The sequence below is a fragment of the Actinophytocola oryzae genome, assembly GCF_004364325.1.
In the GTDB taxonomy this organism is placed as follows: Bacteria; Actinomycetota; Actinomycetes; order Mycobacteriales; family Pseudonocardiaceae; genus Actinophytocola; species Actinophytocola oryzae.
In genome coordinates this window covers 1-25021 of sequence record NZ_SOCP01000005.1, presented here as the reverse complement: position 1 = coordinate 25021, position 25021 = coordinate 1, and the positions used below count along the sequence as shown (strand labels likewise).

General features: G+C 70.4%; 32 protein-coding genes. 20 read left to right on the top strand and 12 right to left on the bottom strand.

Features of this window, described 5'->3' with window-relative positions; all coding sequences use genetic code 11:
- The first annotated feature begins 8 nt into the window (after nucleotides 1-8).
- From CLV71_RS47635 to CLV71_RS14760, 3 genes are read left to right on the top strand one after another with little or no spacing between them, the layout of a single operon-like run.
- A complete protein-coding gene (locus CLV71_RS47635; protein WP_166664098.1) occupies nucleotides 9-173 on the top strand; it encodes a hypothetical protein in 165 nt (54 codons plus the stop codon).
- A gap of 20 nt (nucleotides 174-193) precedes the next feature.
- Nucleotides 194-1342: a lanthionine synthetase LanC family protein gene (locus CLV71_RS14765; protein ID WP_133903331.1), complete on the top strand. Its 1149-nt coding sequence runs from the start codon at nucleotides 194-196 to the stop codon at nucleotides 1340-1342.
- Nucleotides 1315-2112, top strand: coding sequence for a GAF and ANTAR domain-containing protein (locus tag CLV71_RS14760; RefSeq protein WP_133903330.1), 798 nt, complete (start codon nucleotides 1315-1317; stop codon nucleotides 2110-2112). The genes CLV71_RS14765 and CLV71_RS14760 overlap by 28 nt, the downstream gene beginning before the upstream one ends.
- Before the next feature lie 12 nt (nucleotides 2113-2124).
- Here the strand turns inward: CLV71_RS14760 and CLV71_RS14755 are convergent, their stop codons facing one another.
- Nucleotides 2125-2733, bottom strand: coding sequence for a flavodoxin family protein (locus CLV71_RS14755; protein WP_133903329.1), 609 nt, complete (start codon nucleotides 2731-2733; stop codon nucleotides 2125-2127).
- 100 nt (nucleotides 2734-2833) lie between these two features.
- On the opposite strand from CLV71_RS14755, the gene CLV71_RS14750 reads away from it, so the two are divergent.
- A complete protein-coding gene (locus CLV71_RS14750) occupies nucleotides 2834-3718 on the top strand; it encodes a Rieske (2Fe-2S) protein (RefSeq protein ID WP_133903328.1) in 885 nt (294 codons plus the stop codon).
- On the opposite strand, the gene CLV71_RS14745 is transcribed toward CLV71_RS14750, so the two are convergent.
- From CLV71_RS14745 to CLV71_RS14735, 3 genes are read right to left on the bottom strand one after another with little or no spacing between them, the layout of a single operon-like run.
- Nucleotides 3715-4413, bottom strand: a complete 699-nt coding sequence (locus CLV71_RS14745; protein ID WP_133903327.1) for a glycosyltransferase family 2 protein — start codon at nucleotides 4411-4413, stop codon at nucleotides 3715-3717. The genes CLV71_RS14750 and CLV71_RS14745 overlap by 4 nt on opposite strands.
- On the bottom strand, nucleotides 4410-5732 hold the full coding sequence (locus CLV71_RS14740) for a bifunctional PIG-L family deacetylase/class I SAM-dependent methyltransferase (protein WP_133903326.1): 1323 nt from the start codon (nucleotides 5730-5732) through the stop codon (nucleotides 4410-4412). The genes CLV71_RS14745 and CLV71_RS14740 overlap by 4 nt, the downstream gene beginning before the upstream one ends.
- Complete coding sequence (locus tag CLV71_RS14735) at nucleotides 5729-6727, bottom strand: acyl-CoA dehydrogenase family protein (RefSeq protein WP_133903325.1); 999 nt, start codon at nucleotides 6725-6727, stop codon at nucleotides 5729-5731. Before CLV71_RS14735 ends, CLV71_RS14740 begins: the two co-directional genes overlap by 4 nt.
- Before the next feature lie 131 nt (nucleotides 6728-6858).
- Here CLV71_RS14735 and CLV71_RS14730 point away from each other — a divergent pair, with 131 nt between their 5' ends.
- From CLV71_RS14730 to CLV71_RS50125, 5 genes are all read left to right on the top strand, one after another.
- Entirely contained in the window at nucleotides 6859-7416 is a 558-nt protein-coding gene (locus tag CLV71_RS14730) for a hemerythrin domain-containing protein (RefSeq protein WP_133903324.1), read from the top strand.
- Between the two features lie 4 nt (nucleotides 7417-7420).
- Nucleotides 7421-8215, top strand: coding sequence for a family 1 encapsulin nanocompartment shell protein (locus CLV71_RS14725; protein WP_133903323.1), 795 nt, complete (start codon nucleotides 7421-7423; stop codon nucleotides 8213-8215).
- Between the two features lie 5 nt (nucleotides 8216-8220).
- Nucleotides 8221-9237: a DNA topoisomerase IB gene (locus CLV71_RS14720; protein ID WP_133903322.1), complete on the top strand. Its 1017-nt coding sequence runs from the start codon at nucleotides 8221-8223 to the stop codon at nucleotides 9235-9237.
- Between the two features lie 99 nt (nucleotides 9238-9336).
- Nucleotides 9337-9588 carry a hypothetical protein gene (locus tag CLV71_RS14715; protein ID WP_133903321.1) on the top strand — a complete coding sequence of 84 codons (252 nt, stop codon included), beginning with the start codon at nucleotides 9337-9339 and terminating at the stop codon, nucleotides 9586-9588.
- Nucleotides 9585-9713 carry a hypothetical protein gene (locus CLV71_RS50125; RefSeq protein WP_279588732.1) on the top strand — a complete coding sequence of 43 codons (129 nt, stop codon included), beginning with the start codon at nucleotides 9585-9587 and terminating at the stop codon, nucleotides 9711-9713. Before CLV71_RS14715 ends, CLV71_RS50125 begins: the two co-directional genes overlap by 4 nt.
- Before the next feature lie 4 nt (nucleotides 9714-9717).
- On the opposite strand, the gene CLV71_RS14710 is transcribed toward CLV71_RS50125, so the two are convergent.
- On the bottom strand, nucleotides 9718-10806 hold the full coding sequence (locus CLV71_RS14710) for an NAD-dependent epimerase/dehydratase family protein (RefSeq protein WP_133903857.1): 1089 nt from the start codon (nucleotides 10804-10806) through the stop codon (nucleotides 9718-9720).
- Nucleotides 10807-11124: 318 nt separating this feature from the next.
- Between CLV71_RS14710 and sbnA the strand changes: the two genes are divergently transcribed.
- From sbnA to CLV71_RS47630, 7 genes are all read left to right on the top strand, one after another.
- Nucleotides 11125-12117 (top strand): 2,3-diaminopropionate biosynthesis protein SbnA, encoded by a 993-nt coding sequence (gene sbnA, locus CLV71_RS14705; protein WP_133903320.1) that lies wholly within the window; start codon nucleotides 11125-11127, stop codon nucleotides 12115-12117.
- A 15-nt stretch (nucleotides 12118-12132) separates the two neighbouring features.
- Complete coding sequence (locus CLV71_RS14700; protein WP_133903319.1) at nucleotides 12133-13122, top strand: ornithine carbamoyltransferase; 990 nt, start codon at nucleotides 12133-12135, stop codon at nucleotides 13120-13122.
- 5 nt (nucleotides 13123-13127) lie between these two features.
- Nucleotides 13128-14024, top strand: coding sequence for a methyltransferase domain-containing protein (locus CLV71_RS14695; RefSeq protein ID WP_166664097.1), 897 nt, complete (start codon nucleotides 13128-13130; stop codon nucleotides 14022-14024).
- Between the two features lie 31 nt (nucleotides 14025-14055).
- A complete protein-coding gene (locus tag CLV71_RS14690; protein WP_166664096.1) occupies nucleotides 14056-15162 on the top strand; it encodes a carboxylate-amine ligase in 1107 nt (368 codons plus the stop codon).
- Between the two features lie 17 nt (nucleotides 15163-15179).
- A complete protein-coding gene (locus tag CLV71_RS14685; RefSeq protein ID WP_133903316.1) occupies nucleotides 15180-15395 on the top strand; it encodes a CDGSH iron-sulfur domain-containing protein in 216 nt (71 codons plus the stop codon).
- 10 nt (nucleotides 15396-15405) lie between these two features.
- A complete protein-coding gene (locus CLV71_RS14680; RefSeq protein ID WP_133903315.1) occupies nucleotides 15406-16452 on the top strand; it encodes an iron-containing redox enzyme family protein in 1047 nt (348 codons plus the stop codon).
- A gap of 119 nt (nucleotides 16453-16571) precedes the next feature.
- Entirely contained in the window at nucleotides 16572-16721 is a 150-nt protein-coding gene (locus tag CLV71_RS47630) for a hypothetical protein (protein ID WP_166664095.1), read from the top strand.
- Between the two features lie 552 nt (nucleotides 16722-17273).
- On the opposite strand, the gene CLV71_RS14675 is transcribed toward CLV71_RS47630, so the two are convergent.
- Nucleotides 17274-18056: an SDR family NAD(P)-dependent oxidoreductase gene (locus CLV71_RS14675; protein ID WP_133903314.1), complete on the bottom strand. Its 783-nt coding sequence runs from the start codon at nucleotides 18054-18056 to the stop codon at nucleotides 17274-17276.
- 155 nt (nucleotides 18057-18211) lie between these two features.
- Between CLV71_RS14675 and CLV71_RS14670 the strand changes: the two genes are divergently transcribed.
- Complete coding sequence (locus tag CLV71_RS14670) at nucleotides 18212-18748, top strand: TetR/AcrR family transcriptional regulator (protein WP_208297570.1); 537 nt, start codon at nucleotides 18212-18214, stop codon at nucleotides 18746-18748.
- Nucleotides 18749-19489: 741 nt separating this feature from the next.
- Here CLV71_RS14670 and CLV71_RS14665 read toward each other — a convergent pair.
- The 5 genes from CLV71_RS14665 to CLV71_RS14645 are packed head-to-tail and all read right to left on the bottom strand — an operon-like array spanning nucleotide 19490 to nucleotide 22601.
- The gene (locus CLV71_RS14665; RefSeq protein ID WP_133903313.1) at nucleotides 19490-20308 is read right to left on the bottom strand and encodes an isocitrate lyase/PEP mutase family protein; all 819 of its coding nucleotides are present in this window, start codon (nucleotides 20306-20308) and stop codon (nucleotides 19490-19492) included.
- A gap of 11 nt (nucleotides 20309-20319) precedes the next feature.
- A complete protein-coding gene (locus CLV71_RS14660; RefSeq protein WP_133903312.1) occupies nucleotides 20320-20712 on the bottom strand; it encodes a RidA family protein in 393 nt (130 codons plus the stop codon).
- A 1-nt stretch (nucleotide 20713) separates the two neighbouring features.
- Nucleotides 20714-21085 (bottom strand): nuclear transport factor 2 family protein, encoded by a 372-nt coding sequence (locus CLV71_RS14655; protein WP_133903311.1) that lies wholly within the window; start codon nucleotides 21083-21085, stop codon nucleotides 20714-20716.
- Nucleotides 21086-21106: 21 nt separating this feature from the next.
- A complete protein-coding gene (locus CLV71_RS14650) occupies nucleotides 21107-21760 on the bottom strand; it encodes a nitroreductase family protein (RefSeq protein WP_133903310.1) in 654 nt (217 codons plus the stop codon).
- Between the two features lie 19 nt (nucleotides 21761-21779).
- Nucleotides 21780-22601, bottom strand: coding sequence for an alpha-ketoglutarate-dependent dioxygenase AlkB (locus tag CLV71_RS14645; protein WP_133903309.1), 822 nt, complete (start codon nucleotides 22599-22601; stop codon nucleotides 21780-21782).
- A gap of 229 nt (nucleotides 22602-22830) precedes the next feature.
- On the opposite strand from CLV71_RS14645, the gene CLV71_RS14640 reads away from it, so the two are divergent.
- Entirely contained in the window at nucleotides 22831-23457 is a 627-nt protein-coding gene (locus tag CLV71_RS14640) for a TetR/AcrR family transcriptional regulator (RefSeq protein WP_208297568.1), read from the top strand.
- Nucleotides 23458-23465: 8 nt separating this feature from the next.
- Here CLV71_RS14640 and CLV71_RS14635 read toward each other — a convergent pair whose 3' ends face one another.
- Nucleotides 23466-23645, bottom strand: a complete 180-nt coding sequence (locus CLV71_RS14635; RefSeq protein ID WP_133903308.1) for an MGMT family protein — start codon at nucleotides 23643-23645, stop codon at nucleotides 23466-23468.
- 295 nt (nucleotides 23646-23940) lie between these two features.
- Between CLV71_RS14635 and CLV71_RS14630 the strand changes: the two genes are divergently transcribed.
- Both CLV71_RS14630 and CLV71_RS50640 read left to right on the top strand, forming a co-directional pair.
- Nucleotides 23941-24234 (top strand): hypothetical protein, encoded by a 294-nt coding sequence (locus tag CLV71_RS14630; RefSeq protein WP_166664094.1) that lies wholly within the window; start codon nucleotides 23941-23943, stop codon nucleotides 24232-24234.
- Nucleotides 24235-24364: 130 nt separating this feature from the next.
- Nucleotides 24365-25021, top strand: a 657-nt coding sequence (locus CLV71_RS50640) for an alpha/beta hydrolase (protein WP_133903854.1), incomplete at its 3' end; no start/stop codon positions are given.

The window sequence follows — 25021 nt, the reverse complement described above, 5'->3', positions numbered from 1 at the left end:
AGAACACGATGCAGAGCACGATCGAGCTGGACGAACTGGACGCTCTGGTCGCGGAACTTGACGCCGAGGTCGGCGAGACGATCGCGGTCGGGGAAGCACAGACCATCGGGTCGGTCGTGTGCTCCCTCGCCTGCAGCGGTCACTGCGGCGGCGCCGGTACCTACGTCTGCTGATGAACACGGAGGAGCGGGTCATGACTGTCTCGGCGGAACCGACTGCTGCCCTGTCGGCCGCCGCCGAGCGGGTGCTCGCTTCCTGGACGGCTTCGGCCGCCGCGGACACGGCCGGTCCCGATCTGGGACCGGTCGTGCTCGCGACGCTCGTGCCGGACGGCCAGGTACCCCGCGACGCCATCCGCGCCTGGCTGCGCACGGGCAACCGGCGCCGAGCCGGGCTCGGGCTCTTCGGGGGCATGAGCGGGATCCTGGCCGGACTTCGGCTCGTCGCGACCCGGTACCCGAACGTGGTGGACGCGGCGGAACGGACCGCGGTCGCGGTCGCGACGGCGGAGCCCCGGTGGCGGACCTCGGAGTTGGGGTTCGACGACTACGACGTGGTCCTCGGCTCGGCGGGGGTGGTGCTCGCGCAGGTGACCGGGGTGCTGCCGGTGCGGCAGGAGTGGCTCGCCCCGGCCGTCACGCACCTCGTCGGCCTCGCCGAGAGCACGACCGGGTTCCGGATCGGTGCGTTCGCAGGCCATCCGCTCGTCGGCTGGGCCCAGGGCGGTGTCGTCACGGGACTCGCCCACGGCGTCGCGGGACCGGTCGCCGCGCTGAGCATGGCGATGCCCCACCTGCCCGGTGACGCGCGCGTCGCCGATGCCGTACACCGCCTCGCCTCCTGGCTGGTGTCGCAGCGGTGCGCCGACGAGCGCGGCGTGATGTCGTGGCCGGCACGGGGAACCTCGGCCGGGTGTGTGGGGGAGGTGCGCAGGCAGGCCTGGTGCTACGGCACGCCGGGAGTCGCGTGGGCGCTGTGGGCGGCAGGTCAGATGCTCGTCCACGGTGGACATGACGGCGGCGCGCTGTGTGCGGTGGCCACCGAGGCGATGGAAACCCTGTGCGCCGCCTACGATCCCGACTTCCACCTCACCGACGAGCCGCTCGCCGCGTGCCACGGCGCGGCCGGGATGCTGCTCGTCGCCGACGCCTTCACGCGCCACGCCGGGCTGCCCGCCGCGGCCGCGTTGCGTGACACGCTCACCGGTCACCTGGTCCAACGGCTCGACGAGCTCCCGGAACTGGACGCGACCCTGCTCTCCGGCGCCACCGGCGTACTGGCCGCCCTGCTCACCGCGGCTGGTGGAGACCGGGGATGGCTGCCGTGCCTCGCCATGTACTGACACCGGACGACGCGAACCCCGCGGCGCGGTTCCTGTCGTTGACACACGCCCTGTTGGGTACGACGTCGGTCACGCAGACCCTGGCGCGGGTGGTGACGTTCGCGCGGGACGCGGTGTCCTCGGCGGACGCGGTCAGTGTCACGCTGCGCGGTCGCGACGGCGAGTGCCACACCACGGTGGAGACCGACTGGCCGGCCGCCGAGCTGGACGGGCTGCAGTACTCGCTCGGCGAGGGCGGGTGTGTGGAGGCGACCCGTCCGGACGGCCCGGCGACGGTGGTCAGCGTCGACCTCGCGGCAGAGCCACGCTGGCGCCGCTTCGGCCCGGCTGCGGCGCGGCGCGGGTTCCACTCGCTGCTGTCGACCGCGTTGCCGTCCGACGCCGAACCACCCTGCCCGTCCGGCGCGCTCAACGTGTACTCCCGTCGCCCGGACGCGTTCACCCACCACGACCGGGACACCCTCCTGCTCGTGGCGACCCACGCCTCGCTCGCCCTCGCCAGGACGGAGGCGGTCGCCAGGTCCGAACAGGAGGTCCGGCAGCTGCGGCGTGCCGTCGCCAGCAGGGATGTGATCGGCCAGGCCAAGGGCATCCTGATGGTCCGGCGGCACCTGACGGCCGACGAGGCGTTCGACGTGCTCTGCAGGACCTCGCAGGACCTCAACGTCAAGGTTCGGGACCTGGCCGAGACCGTCGCCAGGGAAGGGGCGCCGACAGCGCCCGGCGACCCGGGTCAGTGCGGTGACCTGCCCGCGTTCATGCGCCCCTGACACCGTGCACCGTCAGGACCCCGCCGGGTACTGGTCCTTCGCGAGCAGGGCCGCGAGGTGCGCCGCGTTGCGCGCCGCGGTCGAGGTCGCCGACGACACCGCGTCCGGGGTCTCGTCGAGGTCCTGGTAGTCGACGGTCTGCATGGCCTCGCCGTTCCAGTAGGTGCAGCCCTGCGCCGGGATGCTGAACCCGGTGTCGTTGAGCGCCTGGAAGAGGTCGGCGACGATCTTGTGCGCGCCGTCCTCGTTGCCGACGACCGCCGCGACGGCGACCTTGCCGAACATCGCGGGCCGGCCGGCGGCGTCTGTTTCGGACAGCTCGGCGTCCAGGCGTTCCAGCACCCGCTGGCAGACGCTCGACGGGTGACCCATCCAGGTCGGGGTGACGATGACGAGGATGTCGGCGGCCACGACCTTCTCCCGGATCGCGGGCCACTCGTCGCCATCGCCCATGTCCTTCTCGACGCCGGGTCGGACGTCGTGGTCGACGACCCGGACCAGCTCCCCGGTCACGTCGTGTGTGGCCAGCTCGTCGAGCAGCTGCTGTGCGAGCAGCTGGCTGCTCGACCGCGCGGGCGAGGGTTTGAGACTGCAGACGAGCGCGGTCGCACGCAGTGGCATCGCGGTGTCCCTTCTCCTGGCGTCCGCGGCGGCGTACCCGGGGGCGCCCACCGGAAACGGTCCGAAGTTTCGCGGGTGGGCCCCCGGTTACCCGGACGGCATGACGGAGTGGGGAAACCTGGTGGACCGGGTCGCGCGAGCACAGGTGCTGGACAAGGTGGCCGGCATGGTCCGGGACGCGGTCCACGCCGTGGTACGGCCAGGCGTGGTCAAGGACGCGGCGCACGGCGTGTGGCTGGGACACCCCCTGCACCCCGCGCTCGCGCAGCTCCCACTCGGCTGTTACACCGGTGCCGCGCTGCTGGACCTGACCGGCGCGCCCGACTCCGGTTCGAGCCGGTTGATCGGCCTCGGGCTGCTGAGCAGCGCGCCTGCGGCGATGACCGGCCTGGTCGACTACGCGGACAGCCACGAGGAACAGCAGCGGATCGGCGTCGTGCACGCGTCGGCCAACTCCGCCGCACTCGCCTGTTACGTGAGTTCCCTGCTGCTGCGCCGGTCCGGGCGGACGAAGGGCGGGGTGGCCGCCGGGCTGCTCGGCTACGCCTTCGCCATGCTCGGCGCGACCCTGGGCGGGGACCTCGCGTTCCGGCGCGCGGTCGGCGCCAACCACGCCGCCGAGGTCCCGCACACCGGCCCGGAGGAGTGGTGCGACCTCGGCGCGGTGACGGACTTCGCCGACGGGAAGCCCGCGCGGCGGCAGGCGGGGCTGATCCCGGTGATGGTGGTGTCGTCCGGCGACGGGTTCACGGTGCTGCACGACCGGTGCAGCCACATGGCGGCGCCACTGAACGAGGGTGACCTCGTCGAGGTCGCCGGGGAGTCCTGTGTGGAGTGTCCGTGGCACGGCAGCGTGTTCCGCCTGCGGGACGGCGCGGTCGTCCACGGACCGGCCACCGCGCCGCAGCCGGTGTTGGACTGGCAGGTGGCGGAGGGACGGCTGCGGGCGAAGGTCCGCACGATCCCGGGCGTGCCCGCCAGCTAGTCGCCGAGCGCGGCGAGCAGGTCGGCGAGGCCGCCTCTGGCGCGGCCGACGTGGCGGCCGCTGGTGACGACGGGGATGTCGGCGTGGCGGCGTGCGTAACCCGCGGCACCCAGACGTACCCACAGGTCGTGGTCCTCGCCGACCGGTACGGCGCCGAAACCACCCACCGCGTCGAACGCGTCGGCCCGCACGCCCAGGTTCGCGCCGTACACGTTGCCGTGTCCCCACGGCCCGCTGGCCCGCCCGACCACCGCCGCGTAACGCTCCAGCGCCGCACGCGTCGGTCCGGCGGGCCGGTCGAGGTGCGCCACACCGGCGACCGCGTCGATGCCCGCGTCCGCCAGCCGGACGTGGCGACGTGCCCAGTCGTGGTGCACGACGGTGTCGGCGTCGGTGGACAGGAGCCAGGTCCGCGCGGCGGAATGTCCTTCGAGGACGGTCCGGGCGGTACGCACCCCCAGGTCGCGGACCTCGCCGATGGTGAGGTCGGCGTCGGTGGTCACGATGTGGGCCGTCGGCAGCTCGGTCGCGGCGAGCGCCGCGGTGTGGTCGGTGCACCGATCCGCCACGACACAGACGGTGTGCGTGATGCCCTCGGGCAGCCGGTCGAGCGCGTGGCGAACCGCCCGCAGGCAGCTCCGGATGCGTCGGTGTTCGTCCCTGGCCGGGATGACGACGGCGACCGCCGAGATCATCTGCGCCGCAGGACGTGCACGACGAACTGCTCGTCGGTGTGCTCGACGACGGGGTCGAGCGACGGGTGCGCCAGCAGCCTGCGGTGTGCGTCCATGCCGTCGCGCGGGGCCTCGGCGGCCCAGGGCAGCCAGTGCACGGCCAGGAGGTCGCCACCCGGCCGCAGCGCGGCGACCGTCCGCTCGATGGTGGCGGTCAGGTCGTCGTCATCGAGGTAGTAGAGGATCTCGCTGAACACCGCCAGGTCGAGCGGCCCGTCCGGCAGGTCGGTGGGCAGGGAACCCTGCCGCACCTCGACGTTGGACAGGTGGGCGGTGTTCTCGACGGTCTGCTTCACCGCGGCGGCCACGGGGTCGAACGCGATCAGGCGCTCGGCGCGGGCGGCGAGGTCCCTGGTGAGCGCACCCAGCCCGCAGGCGGGTTCCACGACGGTGCCGTAGCCCCGGTCGGGCAGGCACGCGAGTGCGACCGCACGCTTGCGTTGCTCGTACCAGCCCTCCGCCACGTCCCAGGGGTCCGCGCTGCCCGCGTACAGCTCGGCGAAGCGCCCGACCGGCGCACTGCGTCCGGGCGGCTCACGGAACACGACCTCCCGGTCGCGGGCGAAGTGACGCAGCATGGCGGGGCTGAGGATCGGGTCGGCGCCGCCCGGTCCCGGCTGGAGCTGCGAGGTGAACGCGGCGATGCCCTCGGCCTTGCGCTCCCGTTGGTCGGCGCTGAGTGCCTGGGTGAACGCCCGGTTCTTCGGCACGCCGACGTCCTGGGGACGCAGCCAGTGCCACATCCAGATCGGGTAGGACCACCGGTGCGTGGTGACGGGCGCGACCCGCAGGCCGACCTCGCCGACCGTCTGGTGGTCCGGGTGCGGGTCGCCCGGCCACGGCGCGACGCACACGTCCGCGTCGGCGAGCGACTCGGCGAGCAGCTCGGCCAGCTCGTCGCGGTGGGCGGCGAGGCCGGAGTCGGGCAGTCCGAGCCACCGCACGGGCACGTCCGGCATGCCCTGCGCACGCAGCGACTCGTGCAGCTCGCGGCGCCGGACCCGACCCAGCTCCGCGCGTTCCGCCGTGGACAGTCCAGGGAACGCGGCCTCGCCGTCGGTGGCGACGACCAGCTCGACGGACCCGCCCTTCGCGTGGAGCTGTTGGAGGAGCCCGCTCGCGCCGAGGGTCTCGTCGTCGGGATGGGCGGCGAGCACGACAGCGTGCCGGTAGGAGTCGTCGGGAAAGGGTCGCAGGTCGTCGAGCCACGGTGTCCAGACGGCCTCGTCGGTGATCGTGCGCGGGCCGCGCGTGGACTGTTCGGTCGCGGGTTCGGTCATCGCGGCGCCGCCTCGGTCAGCACCGCGCGGCCCAGCGCGGCGAGGTCCCGTTCCGCGTGGTGCTGGCGCACGTACACCTGCAGGTCGGCGAGCCGCTGGGCGAACGCGTGGTCCCGGCACAGCGGGGTCGCGCCGGTGATCCGGGGAACCCGGTCCAGCGTCTCCCACGCGGCCCGTTCCGCCGCCGCCCGGCAGGTGCTCATGAGGAGCGTGTGGTCGGTCTCTGGTGCAGTGTCGACGCGGGTCGCCGCGTCGGCCAGCAACGCCTCGGCGCAGCGCAAGGCGGTGTGCACGGCACCCAGGTGCGCGAGCTGGTGCTCGTCGGCCTTCGACGCGAGCGAGGCCAGCACGTCGTCGACGACCCCGGCCGTACCGCCGAGCCACACGGCCGCGACCCCACCGCCCCCGAGCACGAACCCGGGCCTGCTCAGGTACCACCCCGGTGGTCCGACGACCATGTCCGGCGTGACCTCGAGCGCATCGAACCGCACGTCGCCGCTGTCGGAGGCGTCCATGCCGATGGCCTGCCAGTGCTCCGGCTCCCGCACGATGCCCGGGGCGCGGAGGTCCACGTCGACCAGCCGGCACGTCGAACCGTCACCGCCGGGCGTGGTGGCCACCACCAGCGCACGGTCCAGGGCGGTCAGTCCGGAACAGAACCGGACCGTCCCCTCGAGACCGTTCGGCGTCAGCTCCGCGCCGGTGCCGCCGGACCGGGCCGCCCACACGCCGTAGAGCGCGTCCGGCACCGAGGGACGGCCCGCCTCGGCGAGGATGGCGAGCGCGTCGACGTGCCCCTCGGCCAGCCTCGCGACGGCGAGGTCGGTGCGTCCCAGCGCGGCGAGCGCCGTCCACCGGCGACCGGTGTCGACGCCGGGCAGTGGCAATGTCAGCTCCCCGCCGTCGGCGAGGCGACGCACCTCCTCCGCGACGGTCCGGGTCGACCTGGGCAGTGGAAGCGGTTTGGGCGCGGTGGTGGACAGCAGCACGGGCATGATCGACCTCTCGCTGAAATCGGACCACGAGCACGTACCCCCGCGCGGTCCGGGCAAGCCTGCCCACCAGGGTGAGATATGCCCCTGACGGACGATGAGCGAAGCGCGTCGAACGGCCCTACCGTGATGGGATGCCGGACATCACCAGCCTGATCCTCGACGACCACGAATGGTTTCGGCGCCAGTTCGCGGCTCTGGACGATCTGGACGATCCGCAGGAGCTCGCGGCGGTGTGGGGGCCGCTCGCCGACCTGCTCGACGTGCACGCCGCCGCCGAAGAAGAGGTCTTCTACCCCGAGCTGATCCGCAGGGGCGACGACCCGGAGGCCGAGACGCTCGACGCGATCGGCGACCACAACGACATCCGCGACGGCGTGCGGGACGCGGCCCGTCTGCCCGTCGGCAGCACGGAGTGGCACGCGGCGGTGCGCAGGGCCAGGACCGCCAACAGCGAGCACATGGCCGAGGAGGAGGACGACGGCCTCGCCGACTTCCGCCGCAACGCCGATCCGGCGCTCCGCGACGAGCTGGGCCGCCGCTTCCTCGCCTTCAAGGCAGAGCACGCGGGCACCCGGGGCCTGGACACCAGCGACGTCGATCCGGAGCGCTACGTCGAACAACGCGAGATGGAGGCGGGTCAGCTGGACGTGGACCCGTCGCTGCGCATCGGCAGTCTCAAGGAGGAGTGACCGGATGAACCACCTGACGCGGGAGCTGGCGCCGATCTCGGCGGCGGCGTGGGAGCAGATCGACGAGGAGGCGCGGGAGCGGCTGACCCCGCACCTGGCCGCCCGTCGTGTCGTGGACGTGTCCGGCCCGCACGGTTGGGACTACTCGGCGACCAACCTCGGCCGGGTCCGGCCGGTCAACCACCCGAGTGAGCGCACCGCGCTGGTACGACAGCGGCAGGTGCTGCCCCTCGTGGAGGTGCGGGTCCCGTTCACGGTCGCGAGGGACGAGCTCGAGTCGGCCGAGCGCGGCGCCACCGACCTGGTGTTCGACGACCTGGACCGAGCGGCCCACGACGTCGCCGTCCTGGAGAACAAGGCCGTGTTCCACGGCTGGGAGGAGCTCGGCTTCACCGGTCTCGCCGCGTCGTCGACGACCGCGCTCGGCGCCGACGCGGAGAGCTACCCGCACGCCGTGGCCAAGGCGGTCGACGTGCTGCGTGAGGCAGGCATCAAGGGCCCCTACGCGCTCGTGATCGGACCGCTCGGCCACCGGCGGATCGTGGAGACCACCGAGCAGGGCCTGATGGTCCTCGACCACCTCCGCAGGATCCTCGGCGGCGGCAAGGTGCTCCGTGCGCCAGGCGTCGACGGCGCGGTCGTCGCGAGCCTCGACGGCGGCCACTTCGTACTGGAGCTGGGCCAGGACGTCGCAGTCGGCTACAGCCACCACGACGCCGACTCCGTGACCCTCTACCTCGAGGAGAGCTTCAGCTTCCGCGTACTCGAACCCGACGCGGCCACCGCGCTCACCGAGTAGCTCCCATGAGGTTGCGGCGCAGCAATGTCTGGGGCAAGGGCATCGGCAGACGCGGCTCCGGCAAGGGGTTCCGCTACGTCGACCACCTCGACGCGCCGGTCCGCGACGCCGGGACCGTGGACCGCATCCGGGCCCTGGCGATCCCACCCGCGTGGCGCGACGTGTGGATCAGCCCGCACCCGAACGGCCACATCCAGGCGGTCGGCACCGACGACGCGGGCAGGCGGCAGTACCTCTACCACGACGAGTGGCGGCGGGTGAAGGACGAGGAGAAGCACCGCAGGGTGGTGACGCTGGCACGCAGGCTCCCGGAGCTGCGTGCCGCCGTCGCCGAGGACCTGTCCGCCTCGGGCCTCGGCAGGGCCCGCGTCCTGGCCGGCGCGTTGCGCATGCTGGACCGTGGCGTGTTCCGCACCGGGGGTGAGGAGTACGCGCAGGAGGGCCCCAACGGGCCGGGCACCAGAGGCGTGGCCACCCTGCTCCGCGGTGACGTGACCGTCCGCGGCGGCCAGATCCTGTTCCACTACCTGGCCAAGGGCGGCATCGACCGCAGGGTCCGCATCCGCGACGGCGCGCTCGCGGCACTCGTGACGGCGCTGCGCCGGGGTCGCGCGGACGACGAGAGGCTGCTCGCCTACCGGGTGGGCGGGGAGCGCCGCGAGGTGCACGCGGAGGACGTCAACGAGCGGCTGCGGGAGATCGTCGGCGAGGACTTCAGCGCGAAGGACCTCCGCACCTGGCACGCGACGGTGCTCGCGGCGGTCGCACTGGCCGGTGTGGACACGCCGTCATCGGAGCGGGGCAGGAGGCGCGCGGAGAAGGCCGTGATGACCGAGGTCGCCGAGCAGCTCGGCAACACCCCGGCGGTGGCCAGGCGCTCCTATGTGGATCCCCGGGTGCTGTCGGCGTGGGAACGCGGGGAGACGATCGCCGCGTCGGACATCCCCGTCGACCCGAGCGCGCTGGCCGACGACGAGAACCGCGCCTCGATCGAGAAGGCGGTCATCCGCCTGCTGGACTGACCCGCGTCCACGTTCAGGTGGGAGACGCTCCTCACAGGTTTGAACGCGCCCGTGTAGGCAAACCTGCACGACGTGTCTTATGGACTGAGGAGGTGCGCCATGACTGACATCTCGATCTTTCCTGGCGCGATCATCACCTACCACGATCCCACGCGGCCGGAGACCGCGGCGTTCCTGCGTGCGATGGCCACAGCAGGCGCCGAGTTGGTCGACCCGGTGAGTGGGACGCGCTGGGCGCCGGTGATCCGCATGGACGGCACCAGGTCGATGGTCGATGTGGACTGGGTCGTCGACGTGGCACCGACCGCGCAGGCCCAGCACGGGCACGCGGGCGGGCGGTGGCACCGATGAGCGACCACAACGCACCGATCTTCGAGGAAGTCCGCAGGCTGCTACCTCATGTGGACTTCCAGCACGTCGAGCTGACGCCACCGGAACCGGCCACGCCACCGTCGTCCGAACCGGAGTCACAGTAGACGGTCACGGCCTCTTCCCGGCGCCCGTGCGCAGCTCCTGGAGCCGCCCGCCCGGCACCCGGGGTGCGAGTGGCGGGGTGGGCATGCCGGCCTCGTCCCGCATCCCGTGCAGGAACTCGGTGATCGCGTCCGCCGCGTCATGGGTCGGGGTCCAGCCGAGTTCGGTGCGTGCTCGCGTGGAGTCCATGAGCGGCAGGTGCAGTACGGCGTCGAACAGGTCGGGCGACGCGGGCGTGAGATGCAGGCGCCACGCCGCGACCAGCGGTCCGCGTATCGCCCACACGGGCAGCCGCACGAGCTTCGCGCCGAGCAGGTCGGCGAGCATCGGCCCGTCCAGGACCGGATCGGTGGCGAGGTTGAACGCTCCGCGCACGTCACCCAGCGCGGCAAGCCGGTAGGCCTGTGCGGCGTCAGCGGTGTGCACGGCCTGCACACGCAGTCCTGGCAGGTCCGGGACGACCGGGATCAGCTCGGGACGCACGAGCCGCTGCGGGACGAACGGCCCGCCGAACAACCGGCGTTGCTGGCTCGCGGAGTCCCGCTTGAAGAGGAACGCGGGCCGCATCCGCACCACCCGCACGTCCTGGTGGGCCTGCCCGAAGGCGTCGAGCGCACGTTCCAGGTAGGCCTTCTCGCGGGTGTAGGCCGCCGAGGGCCACCCGTGCGTCGGCCAGCTCTCGTCGACCTCGCGGTCCTTCGGCCCGGGTGAGTAGGCGCCGACCGACGACGCGTGCACGAGTGCGGGCACCCCGGTACGCGCGACCGCGTCGAACAACCGCAGGCTGCCGAGCACGTTCGTGCGCCAGGTGGTGAGCGGGTCGCGTGCCGGCTGGAAGAGCCAGGCGAGGTGGATGACGGCATCGGCACCGGACAACAGGGGATCGAGGTTCACGTCCTCGTCGCCGAGGTCCGCGGTGGCCCACTCCAGCTTCGGCAGGTCCCACTCCTCCGGTCGCCTGCGGGCGATCCCGACGATCGAGCCCACCTCGGGCGCCTCGGACAGTGCGCGCACGACACTGGTGCCGACGTTGCCGCTCGCACCGGTCACGACGACGCGCTTCGGTTTGCCCTTGCTCGACGCGTTCGCCTTCATGCCGAAGCCCGTGCCCTTCCGCGAGGTGGCAGCACTGTCCTGTGCCATCGTCATGCCTGTCGGTGGACTCGGCTACCCGACGCCGTCCGGTCGAAACCGGCCGTCCCCAAGCCCATCCTTCGGGTGAATCGCGGACGCGAGGAGTATCTGTTCGGAACTCGGCCTGTGACAAAGGGGTGGTGGGCTTCCCCTGGATGGCTGGTGGTGGCCGAGAGCTCCGGGTTTCGCCGCGCGGGGTGGAATGCTGGGGAGCCGGCAGTTACGCGCCCCTGCCTGAGGAGAGCGACCGTGGCCACGTGTGGGAGACATGGTGTGCCGATGATCGTGGGTGAGGTCTACGACCTGGTCAGCGACGACATGTTCCTGCGGATAGACGAGTTCGTCCCGGGCAGCCGCGGCTACCTCAAGGTCGAGGGGTGCAACCCGGCCGGGTCGGCGAAGCTCAAGACGGCGGTCGCACTCGTCGAGGGGGCGGAGTCGGCGGGAGTCCCCTTTCCCGCGACCCGGCTCATCGAGTCGACGTCGGGCAACCTCGGCGTCGCGCTCGCGATGATCTGCGCCGCCAAGGGTTATTCGCTCGTGTGCGTCACCGATCCGAAGGCGAACCCCCAGCCGGTCAAGATGATGCGGGCGCTCGGCGCGGAGGTCGTGGTCGTCGGCAGGCACGACGAACACGGTGGTTACCTGAGCTCGCGCATCGACTACATCACGACGCGGTTGTCCTACGAGCCCGACCTGCACTGGCTGAACCAGTACGCCAACCCGTCCGGGCCGGGCGCCCACCGGGACCGAACGGGACGAGCCATCCTCGACCACGTGCCCGACGTCGGCCACGTGTTCGTCGCGGCGGGCACGACCGGCACGCTGATGGGGTGCGCCGCCTACCTGCGGGAGCACAGTCCCGGCACGCGCGTCGTCGCCGTGGACGTCGAAGGCTCGGCGATCTTCGGTCACCCGGAGGGACCACGCCACATCCCGGGCATGGGCGCGAGCCTGCGTCCGGGGATCCTCGACGAGGAGCTGGTCGACGACGTGGTCACCGTGTCCGAAGTGGACGCGGTGACGGCGTGCCGCGAGCTGGCCAGGGACCGGGGCATGCTCGTCGGCGCGTCCACCGGCGCCGTGCTGGTCGCGATCCGCCACCGGGGAGCGGGGATCACGCCGGGTAGCACCGTCGTCGGTGTCTCGCCCGACCTGGGTGAGCGTTATCTGGAAACGGTCTTCGACGACGAGTGGGTGACCGCCAACCTGCGGATGCGGGCCGACGACTTGCCTGGGAAACTAAACTTCGGTCACGTCCTGCAGAACTAGGTGAGGCGCACCCGAATGAGCTCCGTAAAAGACACGCCGGAGGCTCGCACCGAGTCCGGGTTGCTGTCATTGTGTGATCTCGACGAGGACGATCTCCACCATATCGTCGCGAGATCCGTCGAACTGCACTGGAACCCACTGGCACACGACCGACCGCTGAGCGACAAAGCGATCGGCGTGCTGTTCACCAGGACCTCCACCAGAACACGGACGGCCTTCTCCGTCGGAGCCCACCGGCTTGGCGCCCACGTCCTGACCTACGGTCCCGACGACCTGCAGCTCAACACCGGTGAGTCGCTCGCCGACACGGCGCGGGTCCTCGGGTCCATGCTCGACGGGCTGGTGGCGAGAACCGCCGGACCGGTCCGCGACCTGCGGACCATTTCCCGGGAAGGGCGGATTCCCGTGGTGAACGCCATGGCGACGGAAGAACACCCGACCCAGGGAATCTGCGACCTGGCGACCATGCGGCTGCACCGAGGGCACCTCGACGGCGTGACGGTGCTCTACATCGGTGAGGGAAACAATTCCGCGACGGCTCTCGCGCACGGCCTGGCGAAGGTGCCGTCCAGCACATTGATCGTCGCGACACCCGACGGTTACGGAATTCCCGAGGACGAGCTGACCGCCGCGCGAAAGGCAGGCGCCGCCGTGGGCGCGAGCGTGGAGACGACCACCGCCATGGACGACCTGCCCACCGATGTCGACTTCGTCTACACGACCCGCTGGCAGACGACCGGCACGACCAAGCCCGACCCCGACTGGCGCGAGGCCTTCCGCCCCTTCCACGTCGACGAGACACTCCTCGCGAGGTCACCGTCGGCGTTGTTCATGCACGACCTGCCCGCGTGCCGCGGCGAAGAGGTCTCCGGCGCGGTGCTCGACGGGTCACGGTCGATCGCCTGGGACCAGGCGGCCATGAAGCTCAGCAGCGCGATGGCCGTTCTGGAGTTCTGTGCGGCGGGTCGGCCGTGGCAGCCGAGAACGGACGACGATCCACGTTGACCACCGTGGGAGCCGTTTCACGGACCACCCGGTTTCACCACCTCACGCCGGCGGACCTGCGCCTGCCACCGTGTGGCACGGTGTTCTTCGACCCGATCGACACCGAGGTCGGGATCTGGGCAGCCGCGGACCTCCTGGACCCCGGCGCCACGGTGCTCGACCTTGGCTCGGGCAGCGGTGCCGCGGCAGCCGCCCTCGCCCGCGCGGGCGCCGGTCACGTCCACGGTGTGGACATCGCCGCCGACAGCGTCTCCTGGGCAGCCGACCACTACGCGAGGGAAGGCTGCCCACGCGTCACCTTCTCCGTCGCCGACTACAGCGTCGGCACGACGCACGACCTGCTCGCACGCTGCCCGTTCCAGTCGGCACCGGCAGTCGTCACCAGCAACCCGCCCTACGTTCCCCTCCCCGCGTCACCAGACCGCACCGGCAGGGTCTCGATCGACGGCGGACCCGACGGACTGCGCCTCGTCCGCCACGTGGTCCGCCACGCGTCCACGATGGACTCCCGGCTGGCGGTCACCATCGGCAGCTACACCACTCCGCGCGCGATGATCGCGCTGCTGCTGGACTTCGGCTACCGCGTGACCCACCTGACCCTCGGCGCGCTGCCGCTGGGCGAGCACACGGCGGCCAACCGCGGACGGGTGGCGGAGCTGGCGGCCACCGGCGAAGGACCGCTGATCGAGCTGGCGGGTGTCACGCACTACCTCGTCGCAGGCCTGTCCTGCCAACGCGTTCGAGACCCGGCCGACCACGTGCCGACCCCCGACGACATCCTGGCGCTCCTGCGCCTCGCCTGCACCGCCACGACGCCGTGCCTGGAAACTCTCGACGGGACGGCGACGTTTCCCGTGCGAGTGGTGGTGCTGAGCGACGACACCGTCCGCCTCCATCCCTGAAGAGCCCACGAGAAGAAGGGCGTCACCCACCGTGCCGGAGCCGCTTACAGTCGGGGTAGAAGAAGAGTTCTTCGTAGTCGACGCACAGGACAGACGCCCACGCAACGACACCACGGCGCTGCTGGACGCCGTCCACCGGTTACCTGGTGGCCGCGACAGCTACAGCGCGGAGCTGAGGACCTGCATGCTCGAGAGCAGGACCGGTATCTGCCACACCCTCGACCAGGTCCGCGGCGAGCTGCGCGAGCTTCGCGCCGGACTGGTCCAGGCCGCACGGCAGACGGGCAGCCGGGTCGTCGCGGCGGCAACGCTGGCCCAGACCGACTGGCGGACCCAGAAGTTCGTCGAGCACCCACGCAACCACTTCATCCTCGACCGCTACGCGTACATGGCGCGCACCCACGTGATGTGTGCCTGCCAGGTACACGTCGGCGTCGCCGACCGCGACACCGCGATCCAGGTGGCGAACCGCGTCCGGCCGTGGCTGCCGGTGTTGCACGCGCTGGCGGCGAGCTCACCGTTCTGGATGGGGGAGGACACGGGCTTCGCCAGCTACCGAGGCACCGTCTGGGAGAACTGGCCGACCGGTGGTATGCCGCCCGCGTTCTCCTCCTACGACGACTACGGCAAGCGGATGGCCGTGCTGGTGAACACCGGCACCATCCACGACATCGGGCAGGTCTACTGGGACGTCCGGCCGGGCACCAACTACCAGACGGTCGAATTCCGCCCCGCCGACTCGTGCACCACCGTCGACGACACCGTCCTGCAGGCGGGCCTGTGCCGTGCCCTCGTCCAGCACGCGCTGGGCGAGATAGAACGAGGTATCGTCGCCCCCGAGCTGAGTCACGAGATGTTGCGGGCGGCCAAATGGCGAGCGGCCCGCTACGGTCTGACGGCCGATCTCCTCGATCCCGTCGAAGGCGAACTGGCACCAGCCAAGGAGATGCTCGACCGCCTGCTGCGTGTGACCGAGCCGGCGCTGGAACAGGCGGGCGACCTCGACGAGGTGACAGAGCTGGTCGAGCGGAAGAAGATCGAGGGCACCTCCGCGGAACGACAGCGGGCGGTCCTCGCCGGGGGCGGCACCTTCACGGACGTGGTCGACCTACTCGCGCGACAGACCGCCGAACCGTAGACGAGAGAGGCGCAGCCATGAGCAGAGCCGATGCACCGGTAGTGATCACCGAGTACCGGAACGGTCCGCTGCTGGTGCGGGGAAACTTCCGGATACTCGACGCCGACGGTGAGGAGATCCCCACGACGCGCAGGACAGTGGCGCTCTGCCGCTGCGGCCGCTCCGCGCAGAAACCCTGGTGCGACAGCTCACACAAGATCAAGCGGCAGCCCCGAGGCACCTTCACCGACTGAGAGTGCAGGCATGTCCATCACAGCAGACCCGTCCACCCCGCTGCCCCCGGAACACTGGGAGCCGCCGCTGCCACAGCCGAGAGGCCCTGTCAGCGAGGTAGTGCTCGACGCCCTGTCCCACGACCCGGGCGACGTGGCCGCGATACCCGCCCCCACCGGCGACCCCCTCGCGGACGACGACCTCCACCTCGCGCTGTACGCGTGCTACGAACTTCACTACCGCGGTTTCGCGGGCGTCGACCCGCGCTGGGAGTGGAACCCGGCCCTGCTCGCCGTGCGTGCGCAGCTGGAGGCACCGTTCGAGGCGGCACTGCGTGCGAGCTTCCCCACCGACCACAGTGGACCGGACGTCCGCGCCGGCCTGAACGGGATCGCCGACCTGCCGGGCCCCGGCCTGTCCGGGTACCTGCGAGAAAAGGCGACCAGACAACAGTTCCTGGAGGTGATCGTGCTGCGCTCGGCCTACCGCCTGAAGGAGGCCGACCCGCACTCGTTCGCGATCCCGAGGCTGGAGAACAAGGCGAAGGCAGCCCTGGTCGAGATCGAGTACGACGAGTTCGGCTCCGGCAGGCCGGACCGGATACACGCGGTCCTGTACCGGACGAGCATGGCCGCGGTGGGCCTGGACGCACGCTACGGCGCCTGCCTGGACCTCATACCGGGCATCGCACTGGCCACGGTGAACGCCATGTCACTGTTCGGGCTGCACAGGCGTTTCCGCGGAGCCGTGGTCGGCCATCTGGCCATCGCGGAGATGACGTCCTCACTGTCGAACAGACGCCAGGCCGAGGGCCTCCGCCGCCTGGGCTTCGACAAGGCCGCCACCGAGTTCTTCGACGAACACGTCATAGCCGACTCGGTGCACGACGTGATCGCACTGAACGACATGGCAGGCGGCCTGGCCGCACAACACCCCGAACTGGCCGACGACATCCTCTTCGGCGCAACCGCGGCGACGGGACTCGACAACAACCTCGCGCAGTACGTCCTGGACCGGTGGGCCGCGGGTCAGTCGGCCCTGCGCTCCCCACACGAAGGCACCCGGACGTCACACTGACACGTAAAACCGGCAGGTCGGCACACGTATCGTGGCCGGGCCGGCACGTAAAGCGAAAACATGAGGAGTTTGGCACGTTCCGGGAGAGGTTCCCGGCGGAGATCGGCGAAGATGTCGCCGTGGGCAGAGTGGTGAGCGGCTCGGCGCGACTTCCGGCCGGTGTGGAGCTGTACTCCTTCGACACGGACGGCGTGGCCTGTCCGAAGGCCCCGCCGGGTACCAGGGCGATCGACCGGCACGACACGGTCAGCACCCGCCCCGAAAGGTAAGCATCAGCTCGCCGGTATGTACGTCGGTTGACGCAGGCTGACAAGACGCGATCGCCCTTACCGTCGTGTGGCGCGCAACCCCCACGAGCTTGCGATGAGTCGCCCACCATGCCATGGCAGGCAGCCGAGATGCTGTCGTTCACGATGAACTATCACGTGTTCCACGTCGACGCCCCAGCGTTCGACAGTCTTGGGCAAGCTCGTACGTGGCGCCGCGGCGGCCCGGGTCAGACCGCTCGGGCTGCTCAGAACCGCAGCTTCGAGCACTAACGGCGCCGTGGCCGCGGTTGCGTTCGGTCTGGCCACCGCGCAGGCGGCCGGCGGGTGACGTACTGCGGGTCACTCATGACGATCCCACCTCCGCGTGGTGCCGTCCTCGGTCAACACCTCGACCGGCACCACGTGAGCGACATCGAACGCCTACCCGGGGCGGTGGTCGTCCTCGTCGCCTGTCGATGCTGTAGTCGGTCCATCGGGCGACAGGGCGATCGTCTCGGCCCTCGTTTCGCCGCTCGACATGTGATGGCATGACTGAACGGGTCGTTGGCTTTGTCAGGCTGTCTTGACCGCGCCGCCGTCGACGAGGTAGTCGTGGCCGGTGATGCCGGCCGCCTGGGGTGAGGCGAGGTAGGCGATCAGGGACGCGACCTGTTCTGGTTCGACCATCTGTCCGGAGAGGACACCCGAGGCGGCGGCGATGCCGGTGAGCAGGTCGGCGTGGGAGATGCCCTGGGCAGCCGCGACCGCGCCGCCGAAGCCGTCGGGGTCGGTCCACAGGGAGGTGCGGGTGGGTCCTGGGGAGACGGTGACTACTCGAACGCCTCGGCCTCCGTACTCCTCGGCGAACGCCTTGCTGAAGGCGTTGAGTGCGGCCTTGGCCGTGGTGTAGGGCACCGGGCCGGTGTGTGGCATCCGTGCTCCGCTCGAGGAGACGTTCACGACCAGTCCTCGGCGGCGGACCAGGCTGTCGATGCCGGCCTGGCAGGCGCGGACGGCGGAGTAGAAGTTCAGGTCGAAGGTCCGCTGCCAGATGGCGTCGTCGTAGCCGAAGAAGTCACGTAGGTCCTCCGCGTCGCCGCCACCGACGTTGTTGACCAGGATGTCGAGGTCGCCGTACTCCTCGAGCACGGATCTGACCAGGGTGGCCGGGCCTGCCGGGGTGGCCAGGTCGACGGTGCGGGGATGAGCGCCGCTGTCGGTGAGCGCGTCGGACAGGTTGCGGGCGGCGGCGATCACCGTCGCACCCTCCGCCACCAGGGCGCGGGCGGTCGCGAGACCGATTCCCCGGCTGGCACCGGTGACTAGCGCGATCTTTCCCGTCAGATGGAGATCCATGAGTGCACCTTTCCTCGCTGCGCGACTTGATAGAAGCGAGTAAAGCACAACTTGCGACACAAGTGACGCAAGTTCGGGGCGAATGAGGTCGTTCCCGTAGCCTTCGGGGTGTGATGAGCCAGGGCCGGTCACGCCGGGCGGACACCGAGCGGACCATGCGAACGATCCTGGAAGCGGCAGAACAGGTGTACGGCGCGAACCCCGCGGCCACTATCGAGGAGGTGGCCGACGCCGCCGGGGTCGCTCGCTCCACCGTGCACCGCCGCTTCGCCACGCGCGACGCCCTGCTCGACGCCCTCACCACCTGGGCCTCCGACCAGTTCCATGCCGCCGTCGACGCGGCTCGGCCGGAGACGGCCCCGCCGCTGGTGGCTCTCTACCAGGTGACCGCGAACGTGCTCCGCGTCAAACGCAGCTGGGCGTTCGCGACGAGCCAGACCACGCCGGCCGTCCACCTGGCCGACCTGTTCACCCGCTGCGACAACCTGTTCCGCCGGGCACGCGACGCCGGCGTGCTCCGCGAGGACGTCGACCCGCACTGGGCCACCCGCGTCTTCCGCGCCCTCATCGACGAGGTCTGCCACGACAACGACGAGACCGACAATGACGAGACCGACAACGTCGACGCGCTGGCCACCGCGCTGGTGGACACCCTCCTGCGCGGGGTTGGCCACACGACGAACCAACTGTGAGAACGTGTTTGAGATTTCAGTTGGTGGTGAATCGGCGTGGTCCGGAGGGTGGCGGCTCGTCCGCGGGTGATGCGTCGGGTCATGGGTGGCGATGGCGGCCCAGCGGATGACGGCTGATCTTCTTCCCCGTGTCGTAGCCGCGGGTATTGGTACCGGTAGTGTCGGCGCCTTTGATCGACTGGGAGTCCATCGCGCCTGTTTGGCCCTGTCACCGTTATTACCCTGACCCGCCACGGGGAGAGCCTCACGGTGCGCCCGGCGCGCCATGTCGTGCCCGCCACTACTGCTCGGCAGCGGCGAGTTCGGCGCGGTCGACCTGCTCGTACGTGTGCCAGCCCTGGTCGTCGTGTTCGTTCACGAACACGGTCAGACGCTGGAAGCCACGCGTGTCTGCCGTCCAGTTCCGCAGTAGTGGTTCTGGATGTAGCGGTAGGCGGCTGTTCGCGATTCATGGCGGCAGATGGTCGCCCCGGCATAGACCGGCCTGGTGCACCAGAGCTTCTGGATGCCGTGCGTTCCGTTCATCGGTGATCACCCACCTGAGGGGCAGGGCTGCGACGTCATCTACGCAATGCTCCGCAACGGCACCCACTACCGGCATCCCGAACCCGCTCCCGCCCCAGCTGCGGCTTGACAACCACATAGGGACACCCCGCGTCGGCGGTGACTGTGGTGACGATGACGACGCCACTGGGGTAGGCCGCCAGCGGACTGTCCACAGTAGTCACCGCGCTGCCCTCGTCAGGTCGGGTAGGCGTTGAGCAGCGTGCTGGCGTCGCGGAAGGACAGGTCGTGGGGCAGCGCCGTGAGGTCGCCTGCGGCCAGCGCGGTCGCCGCCTTGCGCAGGGCGTCGAGGGCGTGCAGGTAGGGGTCGGCGCCGAGGCTGATGCGCTTGACGCCTGCCTCGGCCAACTCTCCGAGGCTGACCGGGCCGCTCGCCGGACCGATCAGCACGTTGACGGGCTTGGGCGCGACGGCCCGCACGATGGCCGTGACGGCGGCCATGTCGGGTGGGTAGGGCGCGTAGAGCACGTCCGCGCCGGCCTCGGCGAACGCGGTGAGGCGGCGGACCGTGTCGTCGAGGTCGGGCCGGCCCTGGATGAAGTTGTCGGTACGTCCGGTCAACACGATGCGCTCCTTGGCCACCTCGGCGGCGCGGCGGACGCGCTCGACGGACTCGTCGAAGTCGCGGATGGGCTTGCCGGGGTCGGCCGAGGTGTCCTCGATGCCGATGCCGGCGAGCCCAGCGGCGATGGCGGCCTCGACGGTCGCGGCGACGTCGTCGGGGGTGTCGCCGTAGCCGTCCTCGAAGTCGCCGTTGACCGGCAGGCCGCTGGCGTCGCCGAGCAGCCGGGCGTGGGCGAGGTGTTCCTCGGCGCTGACGGCGTGGCGGCCGTCGAGCCGGCCGAGGGAGAACGCGAACGCCGCTGACGAGGTGGCGACGGCCTCGAAGCCGGCGTCGGCGAACAGCGCGGCGGACAGGCCGTCGAAGGCGTTGGGCATGATGAACGGCCGGTCCCGCGTGTGCAGTGCGAGGAAACGTTCGTACGGGTTCGACATGGTGTGTCCTTTCACGACGGTTGGACGGCGGCGGTGACTTCGATCTCCAGGCGCAGGTTCGGCCACACGACCTGAGGCACGACGGCGAGCATGTAGGTCGGGCGGTGGGTGATGAACTCGTCGCGGACCCGTACGTAGGTCGCGACGTCGTCGGCGGAGGTGAGCCAGGTGCGCGCGGACACGATGTCGGTCAGCGAGGCACCGGCCTTGGTCAGGGCACGTTCGACGTTGACCCACGCGCGGCGGGCCTCGTCGGCGAAGTCCTCCGGTGTGGTGCCGTCGTCGAGCAGACCCGGGGTGCCGGAAGTGACGACCAGGTCGTGGCCGGCCGGGATCCGGACGGCGTCGGAGTACGTGCCGATGTGCCGGGACACGCCGGCGTCGATGGGGTGCACGGTGGGCATGTCAGTCGCCCCGCGCTGTCACGGCGGCGGCGACGCAGGTCCATTCGCCGTCGCGGCGTTGGTAGGTGTCGGTGTAGAGCGCCTCGCGGGCGAGGCCGTCGGCCACGGTGGTGTAGGTGACACGACCGTGGACGAGAGCGACGTCGCCGAGGATCCGGATGACGACGTCGTGCGCCGTGAGGTTCGTGAACGGCCGGGGCGCCGCGATCAGCTCGAGGAACGCCGCGCGGTCGCGGGTCTTCAGGTCCGGCAACTGGACCTGGAAGTCCGGGGCCAGCATCTGTTCGTAGCGGGCGACGTCGTTGAACTGGTCGGAGTGGATGTAGTCCGCGTTGAGCTTCTCCAGCGCGGCGACGTCAGCGGGATCCTGCATGGTATGTCCTTTCCGGATGGTTCAGTCGACGAAGGCGAACAGCTCGTCGCGCCGCAGCCGGGACTTCGCACCGGCGACGGTGAGGGAGGTGTCGCGGTACCCGAGGGCCAGGATCAGCGTGGTCGTGTAGCCGGTGCCGCGGATGCCGAACTCGGTGTCGACGGTGCGCGCGTTGAAACCCTCCAGCGGGGCGGCGTCCACGCCGACCGCCGCGGCCGCCATCATCGTCATGCCCACGGCCAGGTAGGTCTGCTTCTCCATCCAGTGCGGCAGATCCTTGTGGTCGTAACGCCGTTCCTGGACGAACTCGCGGACCATGGCCTGCCACGCGGCGTTGACACCCGCGTCGGGGAACCGGCCGTCCGCCTCCTCCCGCGCGAACCGGAGGTTGAGCGTCTCGTCGCTGAGGTCGGTGAGGGTGCTGATGATCAGGACGTGCGAGGCCGTGCGGATCTTGCGGATGTTGCCCTCGAAGTCGATGCCGAGGTGGTCGGCCAGCCGCTGCCTGCTCTCCGGCGTCCGCAGCACCAGTGCACGCCAGGGCTGGACGCTCACCGAGCTCGGCGTCGACCGCAGGAACTCGAGGATCTGGTCGACGGTCTGGTCGGCAACGGGGCGGGAGGGGTCGAACCCCCGGGCGAGGTGGCCCTTGGCCGCCAGTGTGTTCAGGTCCATTGCTCGTGTCTCCTGTGGATCAGTCGAGATCGGGGGCGAAGTTGACGCTGATCCGCGGCCCCGCCGGGGTGTTCTGCTTGGGCACGCTGTGCCGCCAGTCCCGCTGGGCGCGGCCGCCCATCACGACCAGGTCGCCGGAGGCGAGGATCAGCGACACGCTCGCGCCGCCCTCGGCGGGCCTGATCAGGAACCTCCGGGTGGCGCCGAGGCTCAACACCGGCACGGTGCTGACCTCCTGGACCTTGCCGATCAGGTCGCCGTGCCAGCCGGTGGACCCACGGTGGTCGCGGTAGAGGTTCATCCACAGCTTGCGGTAGGGCACATCGAAGTGGTTGGACAGCGTGTCGGCGACCGTGTGCAGCAGTTCCTGAGGCGCGCCGGCGATGTCGGGGTACTCGGCGGTGAGCCGGGGTTCCTGGAAGCGGCGGCCGAACATCATCCGGTACCGCTGCTCCCATGGCGCCTCGGTCAGCAGCTGGTCGAACAGGTGGGCGCTGCCGGTCAGCCAGCCGGGCACGTGCTCGATCCACGACGTCTCGTCCAGCTGGATCCGTGTGGTGGTGGCGAAGGACGTGTCGACCGCCGGTTCGAGATCGGCGAACAGGTCGAGGGCCGACGCCCCGCTGACGGTGTTCCTGTTGGTCATGACTGGCGTTTGACTCCTCGCGTGGGGGGAGGGTGGCGTGCCGCGCAACTCGTTCAGGGCCGCTTCGCGCTGCCACCAGAGCACGGCCGCGTCCTGGGTCGTCTCCTCGTCAGGCGCCTGTGCGGGCAGCGCCGCGAGCTGTGCGTCGATCTCACGAAGTCGCCGCAACGGCTCGCTGAGGATCACCTCAACCATCACGTCCAGCTCTCCTTGTTTGGACTATTTAGACCAGTTAATGTGAGTCAACCCCGTGCGCAAGGGGTTGTCAAGCCCGATTCGCGGCTATGCTGTGAGCTATGACCACAGTCACGAAGGAGCCCACTGTCGAGTCGCTTGCGGCCGTCGACGCCGTCGACGCTGTCGCCAGGAGTGGACTTGATGGTTCAAACTATGATGGGTCGGCCGCGGCAGGTAGCCTGGGCCGGTGACCCAGTCGCCGAAGACCAGGGGGTTGACCGCCCGGGGAGCCGCGACGCGCGCCCGCATCCTCGACGCGGCGGCTCACCTGATGTACGTGCGCGGCGTCAACGCGACGACCCTCGACGACGTCCGTGAGTCGAGCGGCACCAGCAAGTCGCAGCTGTACCAACACTTCCCCGACAAGACGGCACTCGTTCGCGCGGTCGTGCAGCTACGCGCCAAGCAGATCCTCGACCGCGAGCAGGCCGCGTTGAAGAACCTGCGCTCGATTCAGGGGCTCGAACGCTGGCGCGACGCGCTGGTCAAGAACAACGGCCTGCAGCACGGCGCGTACGGGTGCGCACTCGGGTCGATGGCCAGCGAACTGTCCGACCAGGACGAGGAGTCGCGCGTGACGCTCGCGACGTACTTCGCCGCCTGGGAGAAGTTGATCGCCGACGGCCTGCGGCGCATGCGGGCCGCGGGCGACCTCGCGGCGGCCGCCGACGCCGACAAGCTCGCGACCGGACTGATGGCGGCTCTGCAGGGTGGATACCTGCTGGCGGAAGCGGCCCACGACATCACGCCGATGCGGATCTCTATTGACATGGCCCTGGACCACATCAGGTCCTTCCTGGTCGAACGGGGCTGAACGCCGGGTCACGCGTCGCCGGTCTCCGGGTACCGCCGGTACTCGCGCAGGTCGACCTTCTGTCGGACCGAGACCACTCCTCCGGCGCGAAGACGTGACAGCTGCTCCCGCACGAGACGCGGGGTCGGTGCCCCGTCCGAGCGGAGAATGCGGTGCCACGGCAGGTCGGCTCCCTCCTCGGCCAGCAACGCACCCTCCGCGGCGATGGCACGCCGACGAGCGCCGCGATGTGCCTGTAGGCCGGTCGTGCCCGTCAGGTCCTGACTCCCCTCGAGGGTATGCGGGGATGACAGGTCATCACGAAGGCATCGCGGCCAGTCTCAGGCAGGGCACCTCGTTCACACGGGGACAGATCGCTTCCTGGGACTTCGACAGGATCGGTGTTCGCCGCGACGACGGCCGCACCGCGTAAGGGTTCAGTAAGGCGCATTTCGTCGGTGCCGTGCGACTATTGCGAAAAGGCCATCCGATTTCCTATTTGGAGTGATCACGATGGAAATCAGTGCGGGACGGTCAACAGCCCTGCTCGCGGCGCGCCGGATCGGGATCGCGGTCGGTACGGCCGCTGTCGTCATCGTGGGCGCGCGGGGTGCTTTCCTGTTGAGCCAGAACATGATGAACGCGATCGCGTTGGTCGGTTCATGGGTGATGCTCGTGCTGGTGGTCGGGTACATCGTCGCGCGGTTCCGACCGTCAGCCGGGATTCCGATGCTCGTCGGGTTCGGGGTCGGCGCGGTCGTTGTCGCGGCGTTCGCCGGAATGGGGATGATGACGTGATCGCTGCCGGAATGCCGCGGCCTGTGCGGCGAGACGGTGCTGTTCCGCGGCACTGACCACACGACCGCGGCGTACAGCTGGTCGACCAGAGCGCTCCACCCGTCTGACACGAACGTTGGTGTGCCGGTCGATGTCGGTCGACTGTCACACCCGTCGCGGTTCCCACGGCCGCACCTGCCGCTGCGCCTGGTACGGCCGGATACTCGACGAGATCCTCGCGGTCGTGAATGCCGAAGGGATCGTGCTGGTGGGCAACTCACTGGGCGCCGCCGTGGCACTGGCCGCCGACTCACCCCGGATCAGGGCGCGGGCGCTGGTCTCACCCGCCGGTGTCGTCCGCCTCACGGTGAACCCGCGACTGGCGCTGGCATCAGCCGCGTGGTTGCTGCGTCCCACGCCCGAACACGCTCGCCACATGCTCCGGCTGTTCGTCGCCCCCGATACGGAACCGCCCGAGACCGACGTGGAGTGGATGGCCCTCATGGCAACCTGTTGCCGCACGACCCTCACCCCGCCACCCCTACCCGCCGAACTACTGGCCCGTCGCGCCGAAACGCTCGTACACCTCCCAGCTCGGGATTCGACAGCGCTGAGGACTGGACGGTCTCCAGCGCTACCGGCGCTGACCTATGGAAGCGCGGCGCGAGCACGACGACGAAGAAGCAGCCGACGAGCGGGACCACGACCGCCAGGGCTCAGCGCAGGGCGTTCTCGACCAGCGTCACGGTCGTGCGTGGATCGTCGACCTGGAGGACCAGGCGGGTGTAGCGCTCGTCGGCGAGTTCGA